This window comes from Caulobacter sp. AP07, assembly GCF_000281955.1.
In the GTDB taxonomy this organism is placed as follows: domain Bacteria; phylum Pseudomonadota; class Alphaproteobacteria; order Caulobacterales; family Caulobacteraceae; genus Caulobacter.
On record NZ_AKKF01000239.1, the window covers coordinates 96291 to 112521 of the forward strand.

Sequence of the window (16231 nt, forward strand, 5' to 3'; positions counted from 1 at the left end):
TCATCCGGGCGACCCAAGCTGAACTTGCCGTCTCGGCATAGGTCCCCCGAACAAGTCGGGGGATGACGACGGTGGGGTAAAGACTACCCCTGTTCCCAAGCCGCGCCATGCGGCGCCGGGCCATACGACAGCACCTCGTGCTTCCATTCGGGTTCGGAGATCAGGCCACCGAGGATCTTCTGCAGGTAGGTCGCCAGGTTGGCCTGTTCTTCCTCGGTCAGTTCGGCGCAGACTTCCTGGTTGATCGGCCGGATGTCATCGCCCACGCGACCCAGAAGTTCCGCCCCCGCCGGCGTCAGTCGCACCACCACCTTGCGGCGGTCCGACGCCTGGGTTCCGCGCTCGACGAGGCCGTCGCGGATCAGGCCGTCGATCGAGCGGGTCAGGGTGGTGCGGTCGGCGGCCGACAGCTTGGCCAGGCGGGTCATCGAGCATTCGCCGAACCGCGCCAGCGAGGCCAGGGCGACCCACTTGCCGAAGTTCAGCCCGTGCTGAGCGATGCAATCGGCCGCCAGGGCGCGCCGGTGCTGCTCGGTCTGGTACATCAGATAGCTGACATAGGTCGGCAACGGCAAACCGCGGCCCTCCTCATGGTCCTGATCTGACATGGTTCCCCCCACGCCGTTCGGGCGCTGTCTTCTCACAAGCTTGGCCGTCGCACAATCATCGCGCGCGGATCGCCCGCGCGGTCGCGCTCGAATGCACGTTTCATGGAAACTCCCGACGCCGATCCCGTGGCGTGAACGGTGATAGCGTCACCGTTCGCAAAATCCTAACGCCACGTTAACCACCCGGTTCCAGACGACAAAAACCCCGCGAACGGATTCGCGGGGTCGATGTGTCTTTCGCCTTGAAGCGAGGCGGCGGCGCCCTTCTGGCGCGCGCGCCTCTCAGTTGGGGATGGTGGCGTTGCGGGCCCGGGCCCGGGTCAACCAGTCGTCCGGATAGGTCTCGCGCACCACGATCGACTTGAACTGGCCCACCGGGATGTGGGTGTTCTCGCCGGGATTGAGGTCGCGCGACACGGAGTGGCCGGCGAACTCCTCGATGATGGTGATCACCTGGCTGCTGCCGGCGGTGTTTTCGATGAAGACCATGTTCATTGTCGTCGTTCCGAAAGCTCTGGGGTCAGCTTGAGGGTTCAGCGAAAGGCGATCAGGCGATGTGCAGTTCGATGGCCGGCGCCGAGGTCGGCTGGCGGGCCCAGGTCTTGATGTCCGAGGCCGTCTGCGGCCGGCGGAAGGCCCCGCGGGCGTGGTCGTCGCAGTAGGAGCCTCGGGCGGTCTTTTCGCGGCCGCAGAAGCCGAAGTCGTTGGCGTCGGGATTGCCGATCGGCCAGCGACAGGAATGGGTGGAGAGACCCAGGATGGTCGAGGTCGGCGCCATCTCGGCCAGTTCGATCAGGCGAAGGGCGGTCCGCGGCGCGGCGGCGATGTCGCGGACGGGACGGGTGCGGGCCGGGGCCCGGCTGGCGGAGCGCGCCGCGGTGCGCTGGCGGACCGGAACCTCGCGGACCGTGATGCCCAGGCGGTGCACCTTGCCGATCACCGCGCTGCGGCTGACGCCGCCCAGTTGCCGCGCCACCTGGCTGGCGCTCAGGCCTTCGAGCCACAATTTGCGTAGCGTGGCGGTGCGCTCATCGTTCCAGTCCATGACCTTGTTTCCATCCCGGCGCCAGAGCAGCCCCTCCGGCCCTATCTGGGTACGTTTATGGTTAATTAGGGTCAATTTATTATGTGCATACCCACGGTTTGCGATTGCCCATTTTGCGTTTGCAATCTGTTAGATAGCCCTCGTTGTCGCAGGGCGTTCTCTGAAAGGTGGCGAGACCTTGACCGAATAACGGCGTTATATATTGGATGCGAGACCCATAGTTGGGCAGGAAAATGAATGCGGCGCGGCGCCGCACAGCTTGCGACATAGTGTCAGTCGGGAACCCTTGGATGCGTCAGTTTCACCTCGCCGCGACGGCGGCTTTTTGCGTCATTCTAGCCGGCTGCTCGAAGCCCGCCGACAGCGGTTCGGGCGCCACCTCGGCGACTCCGCCCGCCGCGGCGCCGACCGACACCGAGAAGCAGGCGCTGCTGGCCGCCCTGCCCGCCCCCTACAACACCGGCAACCTGCTGAACGGCCAGAGCAAGTTCGCCCTCTGCCGCTCGTGCCACACCATCACCCAGGGCGGACCCAACATGACCGGCCCCAACCTCTACGGCGTGTTCGGTCGCAAGGCCGGGACCCTGGCCAGCTACAAGTACTCGCCCGTGGTCGCCGCCGCCGGCTTCGACTGGGACGCCGAGCACCTGGACAAGTGGCTGGCCGACCCGCGCGGCTTCATGCCCGGCACCAAGATGACCTTCGCCGGCCTGAAGGATCCCAAGGACCGCGTCGACCTGATCGCCTATCTGAAAGTTGAGACCGGCTACAAGCCTCCCAAAGGCTGAACTGGGACTGACCCATGGACGACGCGCAAGCGCTGCTGACCAAGGTCTACGACGCCTATAACCGGCAGGATTTCGCCGCTTTCTCGGCGTACCTGACGCTGGATGTCGATTGGCCCAACCAATTGCAGGGCGGCCGGGTGGTCGGTCGCGACGCCGTGGCCGCCCAGTGGCGAGAGAACGCCAAGTCGATCCAGGTGGATCTGGCCCCGGTGACCTTCGCCCTGCAGCCCGACGGCCGGGTCGCAGTGAACGTCAACCAGGTCGTGCGCAACCTCGGCGGCCAGATCTGGTCCGACAGCTGCGTGCGGCACCTGTTCACGCTGGACGGCGGGATGATCGCCCGGCTGGACGTCGAGCCGCTGAATGGAGGAACCTGACCATGAGCGCGGCGTCGGACCTGATCACCCGGTTGCTCGACGCCCTCAATCGCCGCGACCTCGACGCGGCCATGGCCCAGATCCATCCGCGGGCCCGGTTCCGTGACTATCTCGAGGGCGGCGAGGTCGAGGGCCACGTGGCCATTCGGGACTTCTACCAGCGCCTGTTCGACATGCTCGCGCCCGACCTGGCCCTGATCACGCTCAAGACCCTGCCCGGCGGCCGGGTCCGGGCCGACATCCAGTCCTCGGTCCGCGACCGTTCGGGCCACCTGTGGTCCGACACCCGCGTCGTGGCGGTCTACACGATCACCGACGGGCTGATCTCCAGCGTCGAACTTCTGGACGGCACGGGGTAAGAGGCGACCTAGGGCCGGGGACACACACATGTGTGTGTCCCCGGCCGCATCCCCGCCTTCAGATCAGCAGGTCCGCGCAGGCGTCGAGGATCGCGTCGGCGTCCAGCCGGTACTTGGCGTAGAGGTCCGGCAGGTCGCCCGACTGGCCGAAGGTCTCCAGGCCCAGGGCCCGCAGGCGCATGCCGCGCACCGAGCCCAGCCAGGACAGCGTGGACGGCGCGCCGTCGATCACCGTCACCAGCCCGGCGTCGCGTGAGAGCGGGGCCAGCAGGGTCTCGATGGTCGAGGTCCGCGCCGCGCCGTCGGTCCAGCGCGAACGGCCGGCGGCGGTCCAGTCCTGGTGCAGGACGTCGGCCGAGGTGATCGCCAGCAGGCCGGCGCCGGGCTCGTCCTCCAGCACCGCCTCGAAGGCGGCCAGGGCCTCGGGGGCCAGCGCCCCGGCATAGGCGATGGCCAGGCGCGCGCCGGGGGCCGGCGGCCGCAGCCAGTAGGCCCCTTCGACCACGCCCCGGCGCCAGGCGTCGTCGGCCCGTTCGGGCTGGGCGATCACCCGGGTGGACAGCCGCAGATAGGTCGAGGCCCCCTGCTCGGCCTGGATCCGTTCGAAGGCGTGGGCCATCAGCACCGCCGTCTCGTCGGCGAAGGCGGGCTCGTAAGCGTCCAGCCCCGGCTGGCTCATGCCGATCAGCGGCGAACCGATCGACTGGTGCGCCCCGCCTTCCGGAGCCAGGGTCAGGCCGGACGGCGTCGCCACCAGCAGGAACCGGGCGTCCTGGTAGCAGGCGTAGTTCAGCGCATCCAGGCCCCGGGCGATGAACGGATCATACAGGGTGCCGACCGGGAACAGGCGCTCACCGAACAGCGGCGCGGTCAGGCCCAGGGCCGCCAGGACGATGAACAGGTTGTTCTCGGCGATGCCCAGCTCGACATGCTGGCCGGTCTCGACCTTGGACCACACCTGGGACGAAGGGATGCGCCGGCGCTTGAAGACGTCCTCATGGGCCCGGCGCTGGAACACGCCGCGCCGGTTGACGAACCCGCCGAGATTGGTCGAGACCGTGACGTCCGGCGAGGTGGTCACCACCCGGCCGGCGAACTCGTCGTCGCGGCGCGAGATCTCGAACATCACCTTGCCGAACGCCGCCTGGGTGGACTGCTCGCCGCCGCCCAGCACCGGGACCAGCAGTTCGTCGGCCGTCGGGGTGGCGACGGTGGGCGCGAGGTGGCGGCGCTGGACGTCGGCGGCGAACGGCGCGCGGGCGACCAGGCCCTTGAGCGCCGTGCGCTCGGCGCTGGACAGGCCCGACAGCGCGTCCCACTCCTCGCCCTCGGTCACGCCCAGCCGGCCGCGCAGTTCGGCGATCTGGGTCTCGGTCATCAGGCCGGCGTGGTTGTCCTTGTGGCCCTGGAACGGCAGGCGCAGGCCCTTGACGGTGTAGGCGATGAAGAAGCGCGGAGCGTCGTCCTGGCCGGCCCGCTCGAAGGCCTCCAGGATGGTCTCCATGCAGTGGCCGCCCAGCTCGGTCATCAGTTCGCCGAGGTCGAGGTCCTTGTAGCCGGCGACCAGCGCCAGGGCGTCGGCGTCGCCGGCCAGGTCGGCGGACAGTCGCTCGCGCCAGGCCGCGCCGCCCTGGTAGCTGAGGGCGGCGTAGAGATCGTTGGGGGCGGTCTCGATCCAGGCCTTCAGGGCCTCGCCGCCCGGCTTAGCGAAGGCCTCGCGCTGGCGCTTGGACCATTTCAGCGTCTCGACCGTCCAGCCGGCGGCCTCGAAGATCTCGCCGTAGCGAGTGAACATCCGGTCCTGGGTGGTCGCGTCCAGGCTCTGGCGGTTGTAGTCGACGATCCACCAGGTGTTGCGGATGTCGTGCTTGCAGGCCTCGATCAGGGCCTCGTAGATGTTGCCCTCGTCCAGCTCGGCGTCGCCCAGCAGCGAGATCATCCGGCCCATCCGCTCGGGCTTCACCGCGCCGCGCGCCGCCAGGTAGTCCTGGGTCAGCGAGGCGAAGGCGGTCATGGCCACGCCCAGCCCCACCGAGCCGGTGGAGAAGTCGACGTCGTCGGCGTCCTTGGTGCGCGACGGATAGGACTGGGCCCCGCCCAGGGCGCGGAAGGCTTTCAGCTTGTCCAGGCTCTGGCGGCCGAACAGGTGCTGGATGGCGTGGAACACCGGGCTGGCGTGCGGCTTGACCGCCACCCGGTCCTGCGGCCGCAGCGCCTTCATATAGAGCGCCGTCATCAGGGTGGTCATCGAGGCGCACGAGGCCTGGTGGCCGCCGACCTTCAGGCCGTCACGGCTCTCACGCAGGTGGTTGGCGTTGTGGATCGTCCACGAGGCCAGCCAGAGAATGCGTTCCTCGATGCGACGTAGAAGCGCAAGCTCCTGCCGTTTCGCCGCCAAAATGGCTTCAGCCATGCTTCCTCACCCAACTCAGACGGGTGAGGCTTGCCCTTCCCCGTTCTTCTCACGGGCTTCATAGTCCTCGATCTGCCGCGCCGTCCACTCCGGAGACTTCGTGAAGCGGGCGAGCAGGTTGTAGAACACCGGCACCACGAACAGCGTCAGCAGGGTGGCGAAGATCGCGCCCATGAAGATCACGGCGCCGATCGTCTTGCGGCTGCCCGCCCCCGCGCCCGTCCACAGCATCAGCGGCAGGGCGCCCATGGCCGCAGCGATCGAGGTCATGATGATCGGCCGCAGGCGCAGGGCGGCGGCCTCGATCACCGCCTCCTTCACCTTCAGGCCCTCGTCGCGCAGCTGGTTGGCGAACTCGACGATCAGGATGCCGTTCTTGGCGGCGATGCCGACCAGGATGATCAGGCCGATCTGGCTGTAGGTGTTGATGGTCGAGCCGGTGACCAGCAGGCCGAACAGCCCGCCCAGCACCGCCAGGGGCACGGTCAGCATGATGACGGCCGGGTGGATCCAGCTCTCGAACTGCGCGGCCAGCACCAGGAAGACCAGCAACAGCGCCAGGCCGAAGGCGACGCCGACGGCGCCGGAGGCTTCCAGGAAGTCCTTGGCCTGGCCACCCCACTTGACGCTGACGCCGGGGGTAGGCCGCGCGGCGGCCTCGTCCTGGAAGAACCTGACGGCGTCCTCGACGGTGTAGCCCGGCGCCAGTTGCGTCGTCAGGGTCACCGAGCGCAGCCGATCGACACGGGGGCGGTCGGGCGCGTCGCCGCGCAGCTCGGTGGTGACGACGGTCGACAGCGGCACAAGGGCGCCCGACTGGGTGCGGACCTGCAGCTGGTCCAGGTCGGCGACGCTGCGGCGCTGCTCGAGGGTGGACTGCAGGATGACGTCGTATTCCTGGCCGTTCTTGATGTAGGTCGTGGCGCGGCGGGAGCCGAACATCGTCTCCAGCGCCCGGCCGATCGATTGGGCCGAGACGCCCAGGCTGGCGGCCTTGTCGCGGTCGATCCGCACCGACAGGCGCGGCGAGGTTGGCTCGTAGTCGATGCGCGGCCGCGACAGGCCCGGATTGTCCTGAGCGGCGGCCAGGATCGGCTTGAGCCAGTCGGCCAGCTCGACATAGTCGTTGCCGGTGGCGATCAGGTCGACATTGGTGCCGCCGCCCCCGCCGCCCCCGCGCTGGAAGGCGCCGCGCACGCTGGCCACGGCGCGTACGCCGGTGATCTTGCTCAGGGACTTGTTGAGTTCGGCGGCCACCTGGTCGGCGGTCTTGTCGCGCTCGCCCCAGCCCTTCAGCACCAGCACGCCGTTGCCGGTGTTGAACTGGTTCTGGCCGAAGCGCGGCACGGCGATGATGGTCCGCTCGGCGACGCCGTCGGCGCGGTACTTCTCCAGTTGCTTCTCGACCTGGTTGGCGGCCTTGACGGTGTAGTCGAAGCCGGAGCCTTCCGGGCCGTTGATCGAGATGTCGACCCGGCCGCGGTCCTCGGCCGGCACCAGTTCCTGCGGCAGCACCGCGAACAGCCCGCCGGCGACCAGCGCCAGGAACAGCACCACCAGACCCGTGCCGATGCTCGCCGAGCGCGCGGCCAGCAGGCCTTCCAGCGAATGGCGATAGCTGTCCTTCAGCCGGTCCATCGCGTAGTCGACCTTGCGGTTGAACCAGTTGCCGCCGGCGGCCGGCCGGAGCAGCTTGGAGGCCAGCATCGGCGACAGGCTCAGCGCCAGCAGCGCCGAGAAGCCGACGGCCGCCGCGATGGCCACGGCCAGCTCGACGAACAGCCGGCCGATATAGCCGGGCAGGAACATCAGCGGCGCGAACACCGAGATCAGCACGATGGTGGTGGCGACGACCGCGAAGAACACCTGCCGGGTGCCGCGCAGGGCGGCGACGTTGGCGGGCTCGCCCTCGTCCACCCGGCGCTGGATGTTCTCGACCACGACGATGGCGTCGTCGACCACCAGGCCGACGGCCAGCACCAGGGCCAGCAGGGTCAGCAGGTTCAGCGAGAAGCCCAGCGGGGCCAGGACGATGAAGGTCGACAGGATGCAGATCGGCGCGACGATCGAGGGGATCAGGGCCGAGCGCCAGCTGCCCAGGAACACCAGGTTGACCAGGGCCACCAGACCGATTGAGATGCCCATGGTGACCCACACCTCGTGGATCGCCTCGGCGGTGAAGATCGAGTTGTCGACGGCCTTGATCAGGTGCGTGCCGGCCGGCAGCGTCTTGTTGATCTCGACCAGTTCCTTGTCGACCACCTTGGAGATGGCCACGTCGTTGGCCTGGGACTGGCGGGTCAGGAAGATGCCGACCTGGTTGACGCCGTTGCCGCGGAAGATCTTGCGACGCTCGTTGGAGCCTTCCTCGACCCGCGCCACGTCGCCCAGGCGCAGCACGAAGCCGCTGGCGTTGGCCGGGCGCAGCGGCAGCTTGGCGAAGTCCTCGGGCCGCGAATAGCTGCGGGCGACACGGATGGTGAAGTCCTTGGCCTCGCCTTCCAGCGCGCCGGCCGGCAGTTCGACGTTCTGGTTGTTCAGCGCGGTCTCGACGTCGTCCACCGTCACGCCGCGCGCCGCCATGGCGTCGGGGTTGAGCCAAATGCGCATGGCGTAGAGCTGGCCGTTGAGGCCGGCCTGGGCGACGCCGGGCACGGTGGACATCCGCTCGACCAGGTAGCGGTCGGCGTAGTCAGCCAGCTCCAGCGGCGACAGGGTGGTGGAGGTCAGGTTAAGGATGATGATCGGCGAGCTGTCGGCCTGGGCCTTGGCGATCTGCGGCGGGTCGGCCTGGTCGGGCAGGTTGGCGGTCACCCGGCTGACGGCGTCGCGCACGTCGTTGGCGGCGGCGTCCAGGTCGCGGTCCAGGGTGAAGGTGATGGTGATCTGCGAGCGGCCGTCGCGCGAGCTGCTGTTGACCCGGTCGATGCCCTGGATGCCGGCCACCTGGCGCTCGATCACCTGGGTGATGCGCTCCTCGATGACCTCGGCCGAGGCCCCCGTATAGGTGGTCGAGATCGACACCACCGGCGGATCGACGTTGGGCAGTTCGCGGATCGGCAGGCTGGTGAAGGCGGCCAGGCCGATGACGCAGAGGATGATCGCGGCGACGGCCGCGAAGACTGGGCGGCGGACGGAAAGGTCGGACAGCATCAGCCGGCCTTGACCTGGTCGAGCTTGTGACCCTGGGGCTTGCCGCCCTGGGCCTTGTCGCCCTTGCCGCCGCCGCTGATCGGTGCGCCGTCCTGCACGCGGTTGAGGCCGTCGCCGACGATCCGGTCACCAGCCTTCAGGCCCGAGACGATCTCGACGAAACCGTCGGCGCTGAGGCCGGTCTGCACCGTGGTGCGCCGGGCGATCTGGCCCTTGGGCCCCTTGGCGACCAGGAACACCGAGGCCTGCGTGCCCTCGAACTGGACGGCGGCCTCCGGGACCGCCACGGCCTGGCGCTGCCCCTGGTCGATGCCGACCTTGATCAGCATGCCGGGCTTGAGGCGTCCGCCGGCGTTGGCGAACTCGGCCCGGGCCTTGAGGGCGCGGGTGGTCGGGTCGATGCGGGTGTCGATCTGGGCGATATGCCCCGTGAAGCTCTCGCCCGGCAGGGCGTCGGGCGCGGCGGTGATCGTCAGGCCCTCGCGCAGGATCGGCAGGTAGCGGTCGGGCACCGAGAAATCGACGCGGATCAGCGAGACGTCGTCCAGGCTGACGATGGCGGTGCCGGGGCTGATCAGCGTGCCCGGCGCGATGTCGGAAATGCCCACCCGGCCGGCGAACGGCGCGCGGATCACCCGGTCCAGCTTCTGGGCGCTGGCGGAACTGAGCGCGGCGCGGGCGGTGTCGCGGGCGGCCAGGTACTGCTCGGCGGTGGCGCGGGGGGCGACGCCCTTGTCGGCCAGCGCCTTCCACCGCGTGTATTCGCGGTCGGCCTGGGCCAGCTGGGCCTGGGCCTGGGCGATGCCGGCGTTCTCCTGGTCGGCCTTCAGCTCGACCAGCACCTGGCCCTTGGACACCGCCTGGCCGTCGGTGAAGTGCACGGCCGTGATCAGTTCGGCGGTGTTGGAGGTGATGGTCACCGATTGGCGTCCCTTGGCCACGCCCAGCACCTCGATGCGGTCGGTGAAGGCGCGCGGCTGCACGGTGATCTGCGAGACCGCCGTGGCGCGTCCGCCGCCGCCCGGTCCGGCCTGGCCCTTGGCCTTGCCGCCGAGGCCCAGCTTCAGCCCGCCGATCACCAGCATCAGCAGGACCGCGACGATCGCCGCGACGAGGAAGAAGTGTCTGCGGATCACGAAAAGCTCCGGGCGCCGAAAGGAGTCGGTCTAGCTGTCTGAGTGCGGCTCATAGCCGCCTGCCCTAACCCACGTCCAGTGACACACGGATGACCGAATATTACGGTTTTGACACAGTCAGAACCGACGCCACGCCGCGATGACGGCGCCCTGGTCGGCGGGGGTTTCGCGACCCGACAGCGCCTGGCGCCACCCGACCTGCAAACTCCAGTCCCCCAGATCGCGCACCACCGACAGCTCGGCCTTCATCCAGCGCGATCCGACCGGCTTGGATTCCGCCTTGCCGGCATAGGTCTGGGCCAGGATCAGCCAGGGTTTGGCGGGGCGGAGGCCCAGGGTGAGGTCGGCCCGGGTCTCGTCGGCCAGCCCGCCACGTTTCAGTCGCGCGACCTGGATTTCACCGAAGACATGCCGGCCGCGCCAGTCCCGCGAGGTTCCCGCCAACAGCCTCGCTTCGAGGTCGGTGTCGCCCCGGCCGGGCGCCGCATAGCCCGCATTTCGCCCCACCCCGTCCTTGGCGGCGCCCAGATAAAGGCTGACCGCTGATCGATCCGTATGCAGCAGGGCGTAGCGCAGGCCCAGTTCGATCGGCCCGCGCCCATCATAGGCGACGAAACGATCGTGGCCGCGTGTCACGCCGGCCTTGGCCTGCAAGGTCAGGCGATCGGTCAGGCCGTATTCGCTGTAAAGCGACAGGTTCTCGTCGCGCCGACGGTCGATGGCGACGCGCGCGCCGTCCGGATCAAAGCCCTCGTCGGCCTGCTGGTCCTCGTATTTGAGGATGGCCAGCCCCTCCCCGTCCTTCATCGGCCAGGCCCCGGCCCAGGCGGGCTGCGCGCAAAAGAAAGCCGCCGCGACCCCAGGGATCGCGGCGGCCCATCGTTTTCGCCGTTTCGGCGTCAATCCGCGTAGCCGGGGGACTCCCGGTCGAGCTTGCGCAGGTTGCCGGGCCAGGCCAGGCCGGCGATCATGCCCATGCCCATGCCGGTCTGGTTGCGGACCTCGGCCTGGGCGGCCTCCGGCGCTTCCAGCACGTTGTCGCGGCCGGCGCTCAGGGCCATCACCTGCTGGGCGCAGGCGCGTTCCAGGAAGAACATCCCCAGCCAGCACTCGGCCGCCGTCATCCCCACCGACAGGGTGCCGTGGTTCCGCAGCAGCATCAGCTTCTTCTCGCCGAGGTCGGCCACCAGCCGTTCTCTTTCGTCAAGGTTGAGCGCAATGCCTTCATAGTCGTGATAGGCGAGCTGAGGCAAGACAATTAGCGACTGCTGCGACAGCGGCAGCAGGCCGTCCTTGTTGGCCGACACCCCGACGCCCTGGTCGGTGTGGAGGTGCATGACGAAATGGGCGTCCTCGCGGGCGGCGTGGATCGCCGAGTGGATCGTGAAGCCCGCCGGATTGATGAAGTACGGCGTCTTGTCGATGACATTGCCGTCCAGATCGACCTTGACCAGCATCGAGGCGGTCATCTCGCCGAAGAACATGCCGTAGGGATTGATCAGGAAGTGGTGCTCGGGCCCCGGGATGCGGGCCGAGATGTGGGTGAAGATCATGTCGTCCCAGCCGTGGACGGCGACCAGGCGATAGAGCGCGGCCAGGTCGACGCGGGCCTTCCACTCGGCCTCGCTGACCTTGTCCTTGAGCGACGTGGCGATGGGCGATGCACCGTCGGCCATGAGCGGATCCTTCCTAGGTTATCGTTGTTCCCTTGAAGGTCGCGCCGCGAGGCTCTTGCGTCAAGCGGGCGTTGGAGGTGACGGGGACACACACTCACCCCACGGCCGTTGATCATGGGCCCCGGCGCGGGCAATGAGTGTGTGTCCCCAACCGCGAGTCCCCCATGATCCCCTGGCAGCATCTCGACACCGCCCAGGTTCCCGGCGACGGCGACGAACTGCGGCTGATGCGGCGCGGGACCGAATATTCGATCATGACCGGCGGGATCGAGCTGATGAACAGCCGGCTCAGCGGGTCGGAAGAGGCCCTGGCCACCCTGGCTTTCGAACGCATCGGCGGCCGGCCCGGGGCGCGGGTGCTGATCGGCGGCCTGGGCATGGGCTTCACCCTGCGCGCCGCCCTGGCCGCGTTCGGCCCGGACGCCAGGATCGTCGTCGCCGAACTGGTCCCCGCCGTGGTCGCCTGGGCGCGCGGCCCGCTCGGCGGTCTCTACGGCGACAGCCTGTCGGACCCCCGCGCCCAGATCCATGCGGGCGATGTCGGTGAACTGATCCGCTCGGGCGAAGCGGCCTTCGACGCCATCCTGCTCGACGTCGACAACGGCCCCGGCGGCCTCAGCCGCAAGGAGAACGACGGCTTGTATAGTCCGGGCGGGTTGGCGGCGACCAAGCGGGCGCTGCTTCCCGGCGGCGTGCTGGAGGTTTGGTCCTCAACCCGCGACAGCGCCTTCACCCGGCGGCTGAAACAGGCCGGCTACGCGGTCGAGGAGGTCGGCGTGCGCGCCCACAAGGGACGCGGCGCGCGGCATGTGATCTGGATGGCGACCAGGCCCTAGCTGACCCTCCCCCACAGGAGCAGGACTTAGTCCGACCGGTCGCCCTTCATCAGCCGCGCCTTGTCGCGCTGCCAGTCGCGGGCGGCTTCGGTTTCGCGCTTGTCGTGGTTCTTCTTGCCCTTGGCCAGGCCAACCTCGAGCTTCACCAGGCCCTTCTCGTTGAAATAGATCTTCAACGGGATCAGCGTGCGGCCGTCGCGCTGCACGGCGCCGATCAGCTTGTCGATCTGCTTGCGATGCAGCAGCAGCTTCCGATGGCGGCGCGGCTCGTGGTTGAAGCGGTTGGCCTGGCCGTAGGGCGGGATGTCGGCGTTGATCAGCTTGATCTCGCGCCCTTCGACCGAGGCGTAGGACTCGGCGATATTGGCCCGACCGACGCGCAACGACTTCACCTCGGTGCCGGTCAGCATGATGCCGGCCTCGAAGGTCTCCTCGATGAAATAGTCGTACCGCGCGCGGCGGTTCTCGGCGATCGGCTTGGTCATCAGACCAGACCAGCCTCGCGCATGGCCTCGAGGATCACCGGCTTGGCTTCGTCGGCGCAGGGCGAGATCGGCAGACGCGTGGTGGGCTCGCACAGGCCCAGATGCGCCATGGCGAACTTGGTCGGCGCCGGCGAGGCGTCGAGGAACAGCGCCTTGTGCAGCCGCACCAGGCGGTCCTGCCAATAGAGCGCCGTTTCCCACTCGCCGCCCAGGCAGGCGTTGATGAAGGTGGCGCAGGCGTCGGGCGCGACGTTGGAGGTCACCGAGATCACCCCGTGGCCGCCGTGGGCCACATAGCCGAGCGCGGTGGGATCGTCGCCCGACAGCATCACCCAGTCGGGGCCGCACAACACCCGCTGCATGCTGGCCCGGGTCATGTCGCCGGTGGCGTCCTTGATGCCGACGATGTTGGGCAGCTTGGACAGCCGCGCCAGGGTCTCGTTGGCGACGTCCGAGCCCGTACGGCCCGGCACGTTGTAGACCAGCACCGGAAGCTGCACGGCGTCGTTGATCGCCTTGTAGTGCTGGTAGATCCCCTCCTGGCTGGGACGCACATAGTAGGGCGAAACCACCAGGGCCGCGTCGGCGCCGACCGCCTTGGCGTGGGCGACCAGTTCGATGGCCTCGGCGGTCGAGTTCGAGCCCGCCCCGGCGATCACCGGCACGCGGCCGCGCGCGGTGTGCACGCACAGCTCGACCACGCGCTTGTGCTCGTCGTGCGACAGGGTGGCGGTCTCACCCGTGGTGCCCACCGGCACCAGGCCGTGGACGCCGCCGGCGATCTGGCGCTCGACCAAAGCCACGAAGGTTTTCTCGTCCACCGCGCCGTCGCGGAAGGGCGTGACCAGCGCCGGAATGACGCCCTTGAACGGAGAATGAGCCATGACTTGCAATTTGCCGTGAGAAACGCGCCGCGACGGTTGCGGCTGGAGAATGGGGGCGGACAATATCTTGGTCGCAGCGTCCCGCAACTGCTCCGTCGTCCTCTGATGTGATTTGGGGACGTTTCCGAGGGGGTCAATCCTCGGCGAAGCGGTCTATAGGTGCTGGGAAGGACGGCGATCGCCGCAAATCGGCCCCGTCCCCCCTCGAAAAAGGACATAGCCCCGCTCCGCGAGAGCCGGGAGGTTAGGGAGACAAAGTTTTGGCGTCAGGGCTGGGTAAGGTGTTGCTGGGCGGAGCCGGCCCTATTGCGGCTTTGGGGGTCGTGGCCTTCGGGGTGGCGGTCGCCCAGGAGGATGTCGCCGACCTGCCCCGCGCGCCCCAGCCCTACACCGGCTCGGCCACGCCGCGTGGCCTGATCACCACCCCGCCGATCGCCAGCTACGCCACGCCCGCCGAGGCCGACGCCGGCAACCTGCGCATCGCGGTGACCAGCCGCGACCCCTCGACCATCCGCATGGCGATGAGCGGCATCCAGGACCCGCTGTCGCGCAAGATCGCCCTGTGGGCCCTGGTCGACGCCGGCGCCGAGACCATGAGCTTCTTCGAGCTGGACCAGGCGCGCCGCGACCTGTCGGGCTGGCCACGCGGCGGCCGTCGCGACGCCGCGGCGGAAAAGGCCCTGGCCACCTCCGGCCTCGACGCCCAGCGGATCATCGCCTGGTTCGGCGGAGCCGATCCCAAGACGGCGGAGGGCGCCATGGCCCTGGCGGCGGCCTACCAGGCCGCCGGCCGCACCGCCGACGCCACCAACCTGATTCGCCGCTTCTGGCGCGACCAGGTGTTCGAGCTGGACGCCCAGCGCGGCATGTATGCGCGGTTCGGGACGCTGCTGACCGCCGACGACATCACGCGCCGCGCCGATATCCTGCTGTATGGAGCCCAGGGTCCGGCCGCCCGCGACGCGGTGGCCCTGCTGCCCTACGACCAGCAGGCGCCCGCCCAGGCGCGCCTGGCCCTGCGCGGCAACGCCACCAACGCCAACGACCTGTTCGCCGCCCTGAGTCCCGCCCAGCAGGCCTCGCCCGGCGTCGCCTTCGAGCGCGCCGCCTATCTGCGCCGCAAGGGGCTCGACACCCTGGCCCTGCCCTTGGTGCGCCAGTTCCCCTCGCCGCCCCCGACCGAGGACGCCGCGGCCGCCGTCTGGCGCGAGCGTCGCGCCCTGGTGGTCGGCGCCCTGAAGAACGGCGACAGCGCCGGCGCCTACGCCGCGGCCAATGCCGGGCTGAAGGCCGGCGCCGACGCGGCCGAGGCCGAGTTCTACGCCGGCTGGATCGCCCTGACGCGGCTGCGCAACCCCGACGCCGCCGCCCGCCACTTCGCCCGCATCGCCGAGATCGGCGCCTCGCCGATCACCCGCGGCCGCGCGCTGTACTGGCAGGGTCGGGCGGCCGAGGCGCAGGGCGACCAGATCGCCGCCAAGGCCTTCTACTCGGAGGGCGCGCGCTACATCACCACCTTCTACGGCCAGTTGGCCGCCGAGAAGGCCGGGGTCACGGAGATCCGCCTCGACAAGGACCCCGTGGTCACCCAGGCCGACCGCGCCCGCTTCGAAGGCCGCGAACTGGTGCGCGCCGCCCGGGTCCTGGCCGGAATCGGGGCCCGCGACGCGTTCAGGGCCTTCGTGCTCTATATCGACGACCAGCTGCCCAGCGCCGAGGAGGAAGCCCTGCTGGTCGATCTGGCCCGGAACTATGGCGACCAGGACCTGGCCATGCGCGCCGTGCGCACCGCCGCCCAGCGCGGCTTCATCCTGGCCGAGCGCGGCTATCCGCTGCTGGACCACCACTTCACGCCGGGACCGGGCGCGGCCGAGACGGCCTTCGTCTATTCGATCTCGCGCCAGGAGAGCAATTTCGACCCCAACGCCCGCTCCTCTCCGGGGGCGCGCGGCATGATGCAGCTGATGCCGGCCACCGCCGCCAGCGTGGCCCGCCAGCTGGGCGAGGCCCACAGCGTCGACCGCCTGTCGGACCCGTCCTACAACATGCGCCTGGGCTCGACCTATCTGGGCAGCATGGTCAGCAATTTCAGCGGCTCCTACATCATGGCCGCCGCCGCCTACAACGCCGGCCCCAGCCGTCCGCCGCAATGGACCGCCCTGTGCGGCGACCCGCGCGGCGCGACCACCGACCCGCTCGACTTCATCGAATGCATCCCGTTCTCCGAGACCCGCAACTACGTGATGCGGACCCTGGAGACGACGATGGTCTACCGCGCGCGGCTGAACGGCGGGGTCGCGCCGCTGACGCTGTCCACGGACCTGAAACGGGGCGGATACAGCTACGCCATGCCATCCGCCCCGATCGGCGGCCCGATCGGCGGGACGACGGCGCCCTCGACCACGGCGATCCCGATCGGCGGATACCGGCCGGGGACTCGGTAACCTTCGCCCTCTCCCGGAGGGGAGAGG

At 69.2% G+C, this 16231-nt stretch carries 15 protein-coding genes; 5 read left to right on the forward strand and 10 right to left on the reverse strand.

All coding sequences use genetic code 11. The features are described from left to right. Nucleotides 1-83: 83 nt before the first annotated feature. The 3 genes from PMI01_RS21535 to PMI01_RS21545 form a co-directional block, all read right to left on the reverse strand. Nucleotides 84-608 (reverse strand): MarR family winged helix-turn-helix transcriptional regulator, encoded by a 525-nt coding sequence (locus PMI01_RS21535; RefSeq protein ID WP_007674153.1) that lies wholly within the window; start codon nucleotides 606-608, stop codon nucleotides 84-86. 282 nt (nucleotides 609-890) lie between these two features. Further along, the gene (locus PMI01_RS21540; RefSeq protein ID WP_007674156.1) at nucleotides 891-1103 is read right to left on the reverse strand and encodes a hypothetical protein; all 213 of its coding nucleotides are present in this window, start codon (nucleotides 1101-1103) and stop codon (nucleotides 891-893) included. A gap of 52 nt (nucleotides 1104-1155) precedes the next feature. Further along, on the reverse strand, nucleotides 1156-1653 hold the full coding sequence (locus tag PMI01_RS21545; RefSeq protein ID WP_007674159.1) for a GcrA family cell cycle regulator: 498 nt from the start codon (nucleotides 1651-1653) through the stop codon (nucleotides 1156-1158). A gap of 290 nt (nucleotides 1654-1943) precedes the next feature. Between PMI01_RS21545 and PMI01_RS21550 the strand changes: the two genes are divergently transcribed. Genes PMI01_RS21550 through PMI01_RS21560 form a run of 3 tightly spaced genes read left to right on the forward strand, consistent with a single transcriptional unit; the run spans nucleotide 1944 to nucleotide 3177 of the window. Further along, nucleotides 1944-2441 carry a c-type cytochrome gene (locus tag PMI01_RS21550; protein WP_007674161.1) on the forward strand — a complete coding sequence of 166 codons (498 nt, stop codon included), beginning with the start codon at nucleotides 1944-1946 and terminating at the stop codon, nucleotides 2439-2441. Nucleotides 2442-2455: 14 nt separating this feature from the next. After that, nucleotides 2456-2818, forward strand: coding sequence for a nuclear transport factor 2 family protein (locus PMI01_RS21555; protein WP_007674170.1), 363 nt, complete (start codon nucleotides 2456-2458; stop codon nucleotides 2816-2818). A gap of 2 nt (nucleotides 2819-2820) precedes the next feature. Next, nucleotides 2821-3177 carry a nuclear transport factor 2 family protein gene (locus PMI01_RS21560; RefSeq protein ID WP_007674172.1) on the forward strand — a complete coding sequence of 119 codons (357 nt, stop codon included), beginning with the start codon at nucleotides 2821-2823 and terminating at the stop codon, nucleotides 3175-3177. Nucleotides 3178-3235: 58 nt separating this feature from the next. Here the strand turns inward: PMI01_RS21560 and PMI01_RS21565 are convergent, their stop codons facing one another. From PMI01_RS21565 to PMI01_RS21585, 5 genes are all read right to left on the reverse strand, one after another. Continuing rightward, on the reverse strand, nucleotides 3236-5590 hold the full coding sequence (locus tag PMI01_RS21565; protein ID WP_007674174.1) for a transketolase: 2355 nt from the start codon (nucleotides 5588-5590) through the stop codon (nucleotides 3236-3238). A 15-nt stretch (nucleotides 5591-5605) separates the two neighbouring features. Next, nucleotides 5606-8743, reverse strand: a complete 3138-nt coding sequence (locus tag PMI01_RS21570) for an efflux RND transporter permease subunit (RefSeq protein WP_007674175.1) — start codon at nucleotides 8741-8743, stop codon at nucleotides 5606-5608. Then, entirely contained in the window at nucleotides 8743-9879 is a 1137-nt protein-coding gene (locus tag PMI01_RS21575; protein ID WP_007674177.1) for an efflux RND transporter periplasmic adaptor subunit, read from the reverse strand. Before PMI01_RS21575 ends, PMI01_RS21570 begins: the two co-directional genes overlap by 1 nt. 117 nt (nucleotides 9880-9996) lie before the next feature. Continuing rightward, nucleotides 9997-10686, reverse strand: coding sequence for a hypothetical protein (locus PMI01_RS21580; RefSeq protein WP_007674179.1), 690 nt, complete (start codon nucleotides 10684-10686; stop codon nucleotides 9997-9999). 92 nt (nucleotides 10687-10778) lie between these two features. Continuing rightward, a complete protein-coding gene (locus PMI01_RS21585; protein WP_007674180.1) occupies nucleotides 10779-11555 on the reverse strand; it encodes a class II aldolase/adducin family protein in 777 nt (258 codons plus the stop codon). A gap of 164 nt (nucleotides 11556-11719) precedes the next feature. Between PMI01_RS21585 and PMI01_RS21590 the strand changes: the two genes are divergently transcribed. Next, a complete protein-coding gene (locus tag PMI01_RS21590) occupies nucleotides 11720-12391 on the forward strand; it encodes a spermidine synthase (protein WP_007674183.1) in 672 nt (223 codons plus the stop codon). A gap of 26 nt (nucleotides 12392-12417) precedes the next feature. Here the strand turns inward: PMI01_RS21590 and smpB are convergent, their stop codons facing one another. Continuing rightward, on the reverse strand, nucleotides 12418-12876 hold the full coding sequence (smpB, locus tag PMI01_RS21595) for an SsrA-binding protein SmpB (RefSeq protein ID WP_007674185.1): 459 nt from the start codon (nucleotides 12874-12876) through the stop codon (nucleotides 12418-12420). Then, nucleotides 12876-13760 (reverse strand): 4-hydroxy-tetrahydrodipicolinate synthase, encoded by an 885-nt coding sequence (dapA, locus tag PMI01_RS21600; protein ID WP_007674187.1) that lies wholly within the window; start codon nucleotides 13758-13760, stop codon nucleotides 12876-12878. Before dapA ends, smpB begins: the two co-directional genes overlap by 1 nt. A 260-nt stretch (nucleotides 13761-14020) precedes the next feature. On the opposite strand from dapA, the gene PMI01_RS21605 reads away from it, so the two are divergent. Then, nucleotides 14021-16204, forward strand: a complete 2184-nt coding sequence (locus tag PMI01_RS21605; RefSeq protein ID WP_007674189.1) for a lytic transglycosylase domain-containing protein — start codon at nucleotides 14021-14023, stop codon at nucleotides 16202-16204. Nucleotides 16205-16231 lie beyond the last annotated feature (27 nt).

Bases quoted from the DNA above. Each gene is read 5' to 3' on its own strand.
- PMI01_RS21535 (WP_007674153.1), bottom strand. From the start codon at position 608: ATGTCAGATCAGGACCATGAGGAGGGCCGCGGTTTGCCGTTGCCGACC.
- PMI01_RS21540 (WP_007674156.1), bottom strand. From the start codon at position 1,103: ATGAACATGGTCTTCATCGAAAACACCGCCGGCAGCAGCCAGGTGATC.
- PMI01_RS21545 (WP_007674159.1), bottom strand. From the start codon at position 1,653: ATGGACTGGAACGATGAGCGCACCGCCACGCTACGCAAATTGTGGCTC.
- PMI01_RS21550 (WP_007674161.1), top strand. From the start codon at position 1,944: ATGCGTCAGTTTCACCTCGCCGCGACGGCGGCTTTTTGCGTCATTCTA.
- PMI01_RS21555 (WP_007674170.1), top strand. From the start codon at position 2,456: ATGGACGACGCGCAAGCGCTGCTGACCAAGGTCTACGACGCCTATAAC.
- PMI01_RS21560 (WP_007674172.1), top strand. From the start codon at position 2,821: ATGAGCGCGGCGTCGGACCTGATCACCCGGTTGCTCGACGCCCTCAAT.
- PMI01_RS21565 (WP_007674174.1), bottom strand. From the start codon at position 5,590: ATGGCTGAAGCCATTTTGGCGGCGAAACGGCAGGAGCTTGCGCTTCTA.
- PMI01_RS21570 (WP_007674175.1), bottom strand. From the start codon at position 8,743: ATGCTGTCCGACCTTTCCGTCCGCCGCCCAGTCTTCGCGGCCGTCGCC.
- PMI01_RS21580 (WP_007674179.1), bottom strand. From the start codon at position 10,686: ATGAAGGACGGGGAGGGGCTGGCCATCCTCAAATACGAGGACCAGCAG.
- PMI01_RS21585 (WP_007674180.1), bottom strand. From the start codon at position 11,555: ATGGCCGACGGTGCATCGCCCATCGCCACGTCGCTCAAGGACAAGGTC.
- PMI01_RS21590 (WP_007674183.1), top strand. From the start codon at position 11,720: ATGATCCCCTGGCAGCATCTCGACACCGCCCAGGTTCCCGGCGACGGC.
- smpB (WP_007674185.1), bottom strand. From the start codon at position 12,876: ATGACCAAGCCGATCGCCGAGAACCGCCGCGCGCGGTACGACTATTTC.
- dapA (WP_007674187.1), bottom strand. From the start codon at position 13,760: ATGGCTCATTCTCCGTTCAAGGGCGTCATTCCGGCGCTGGTCACGCCC.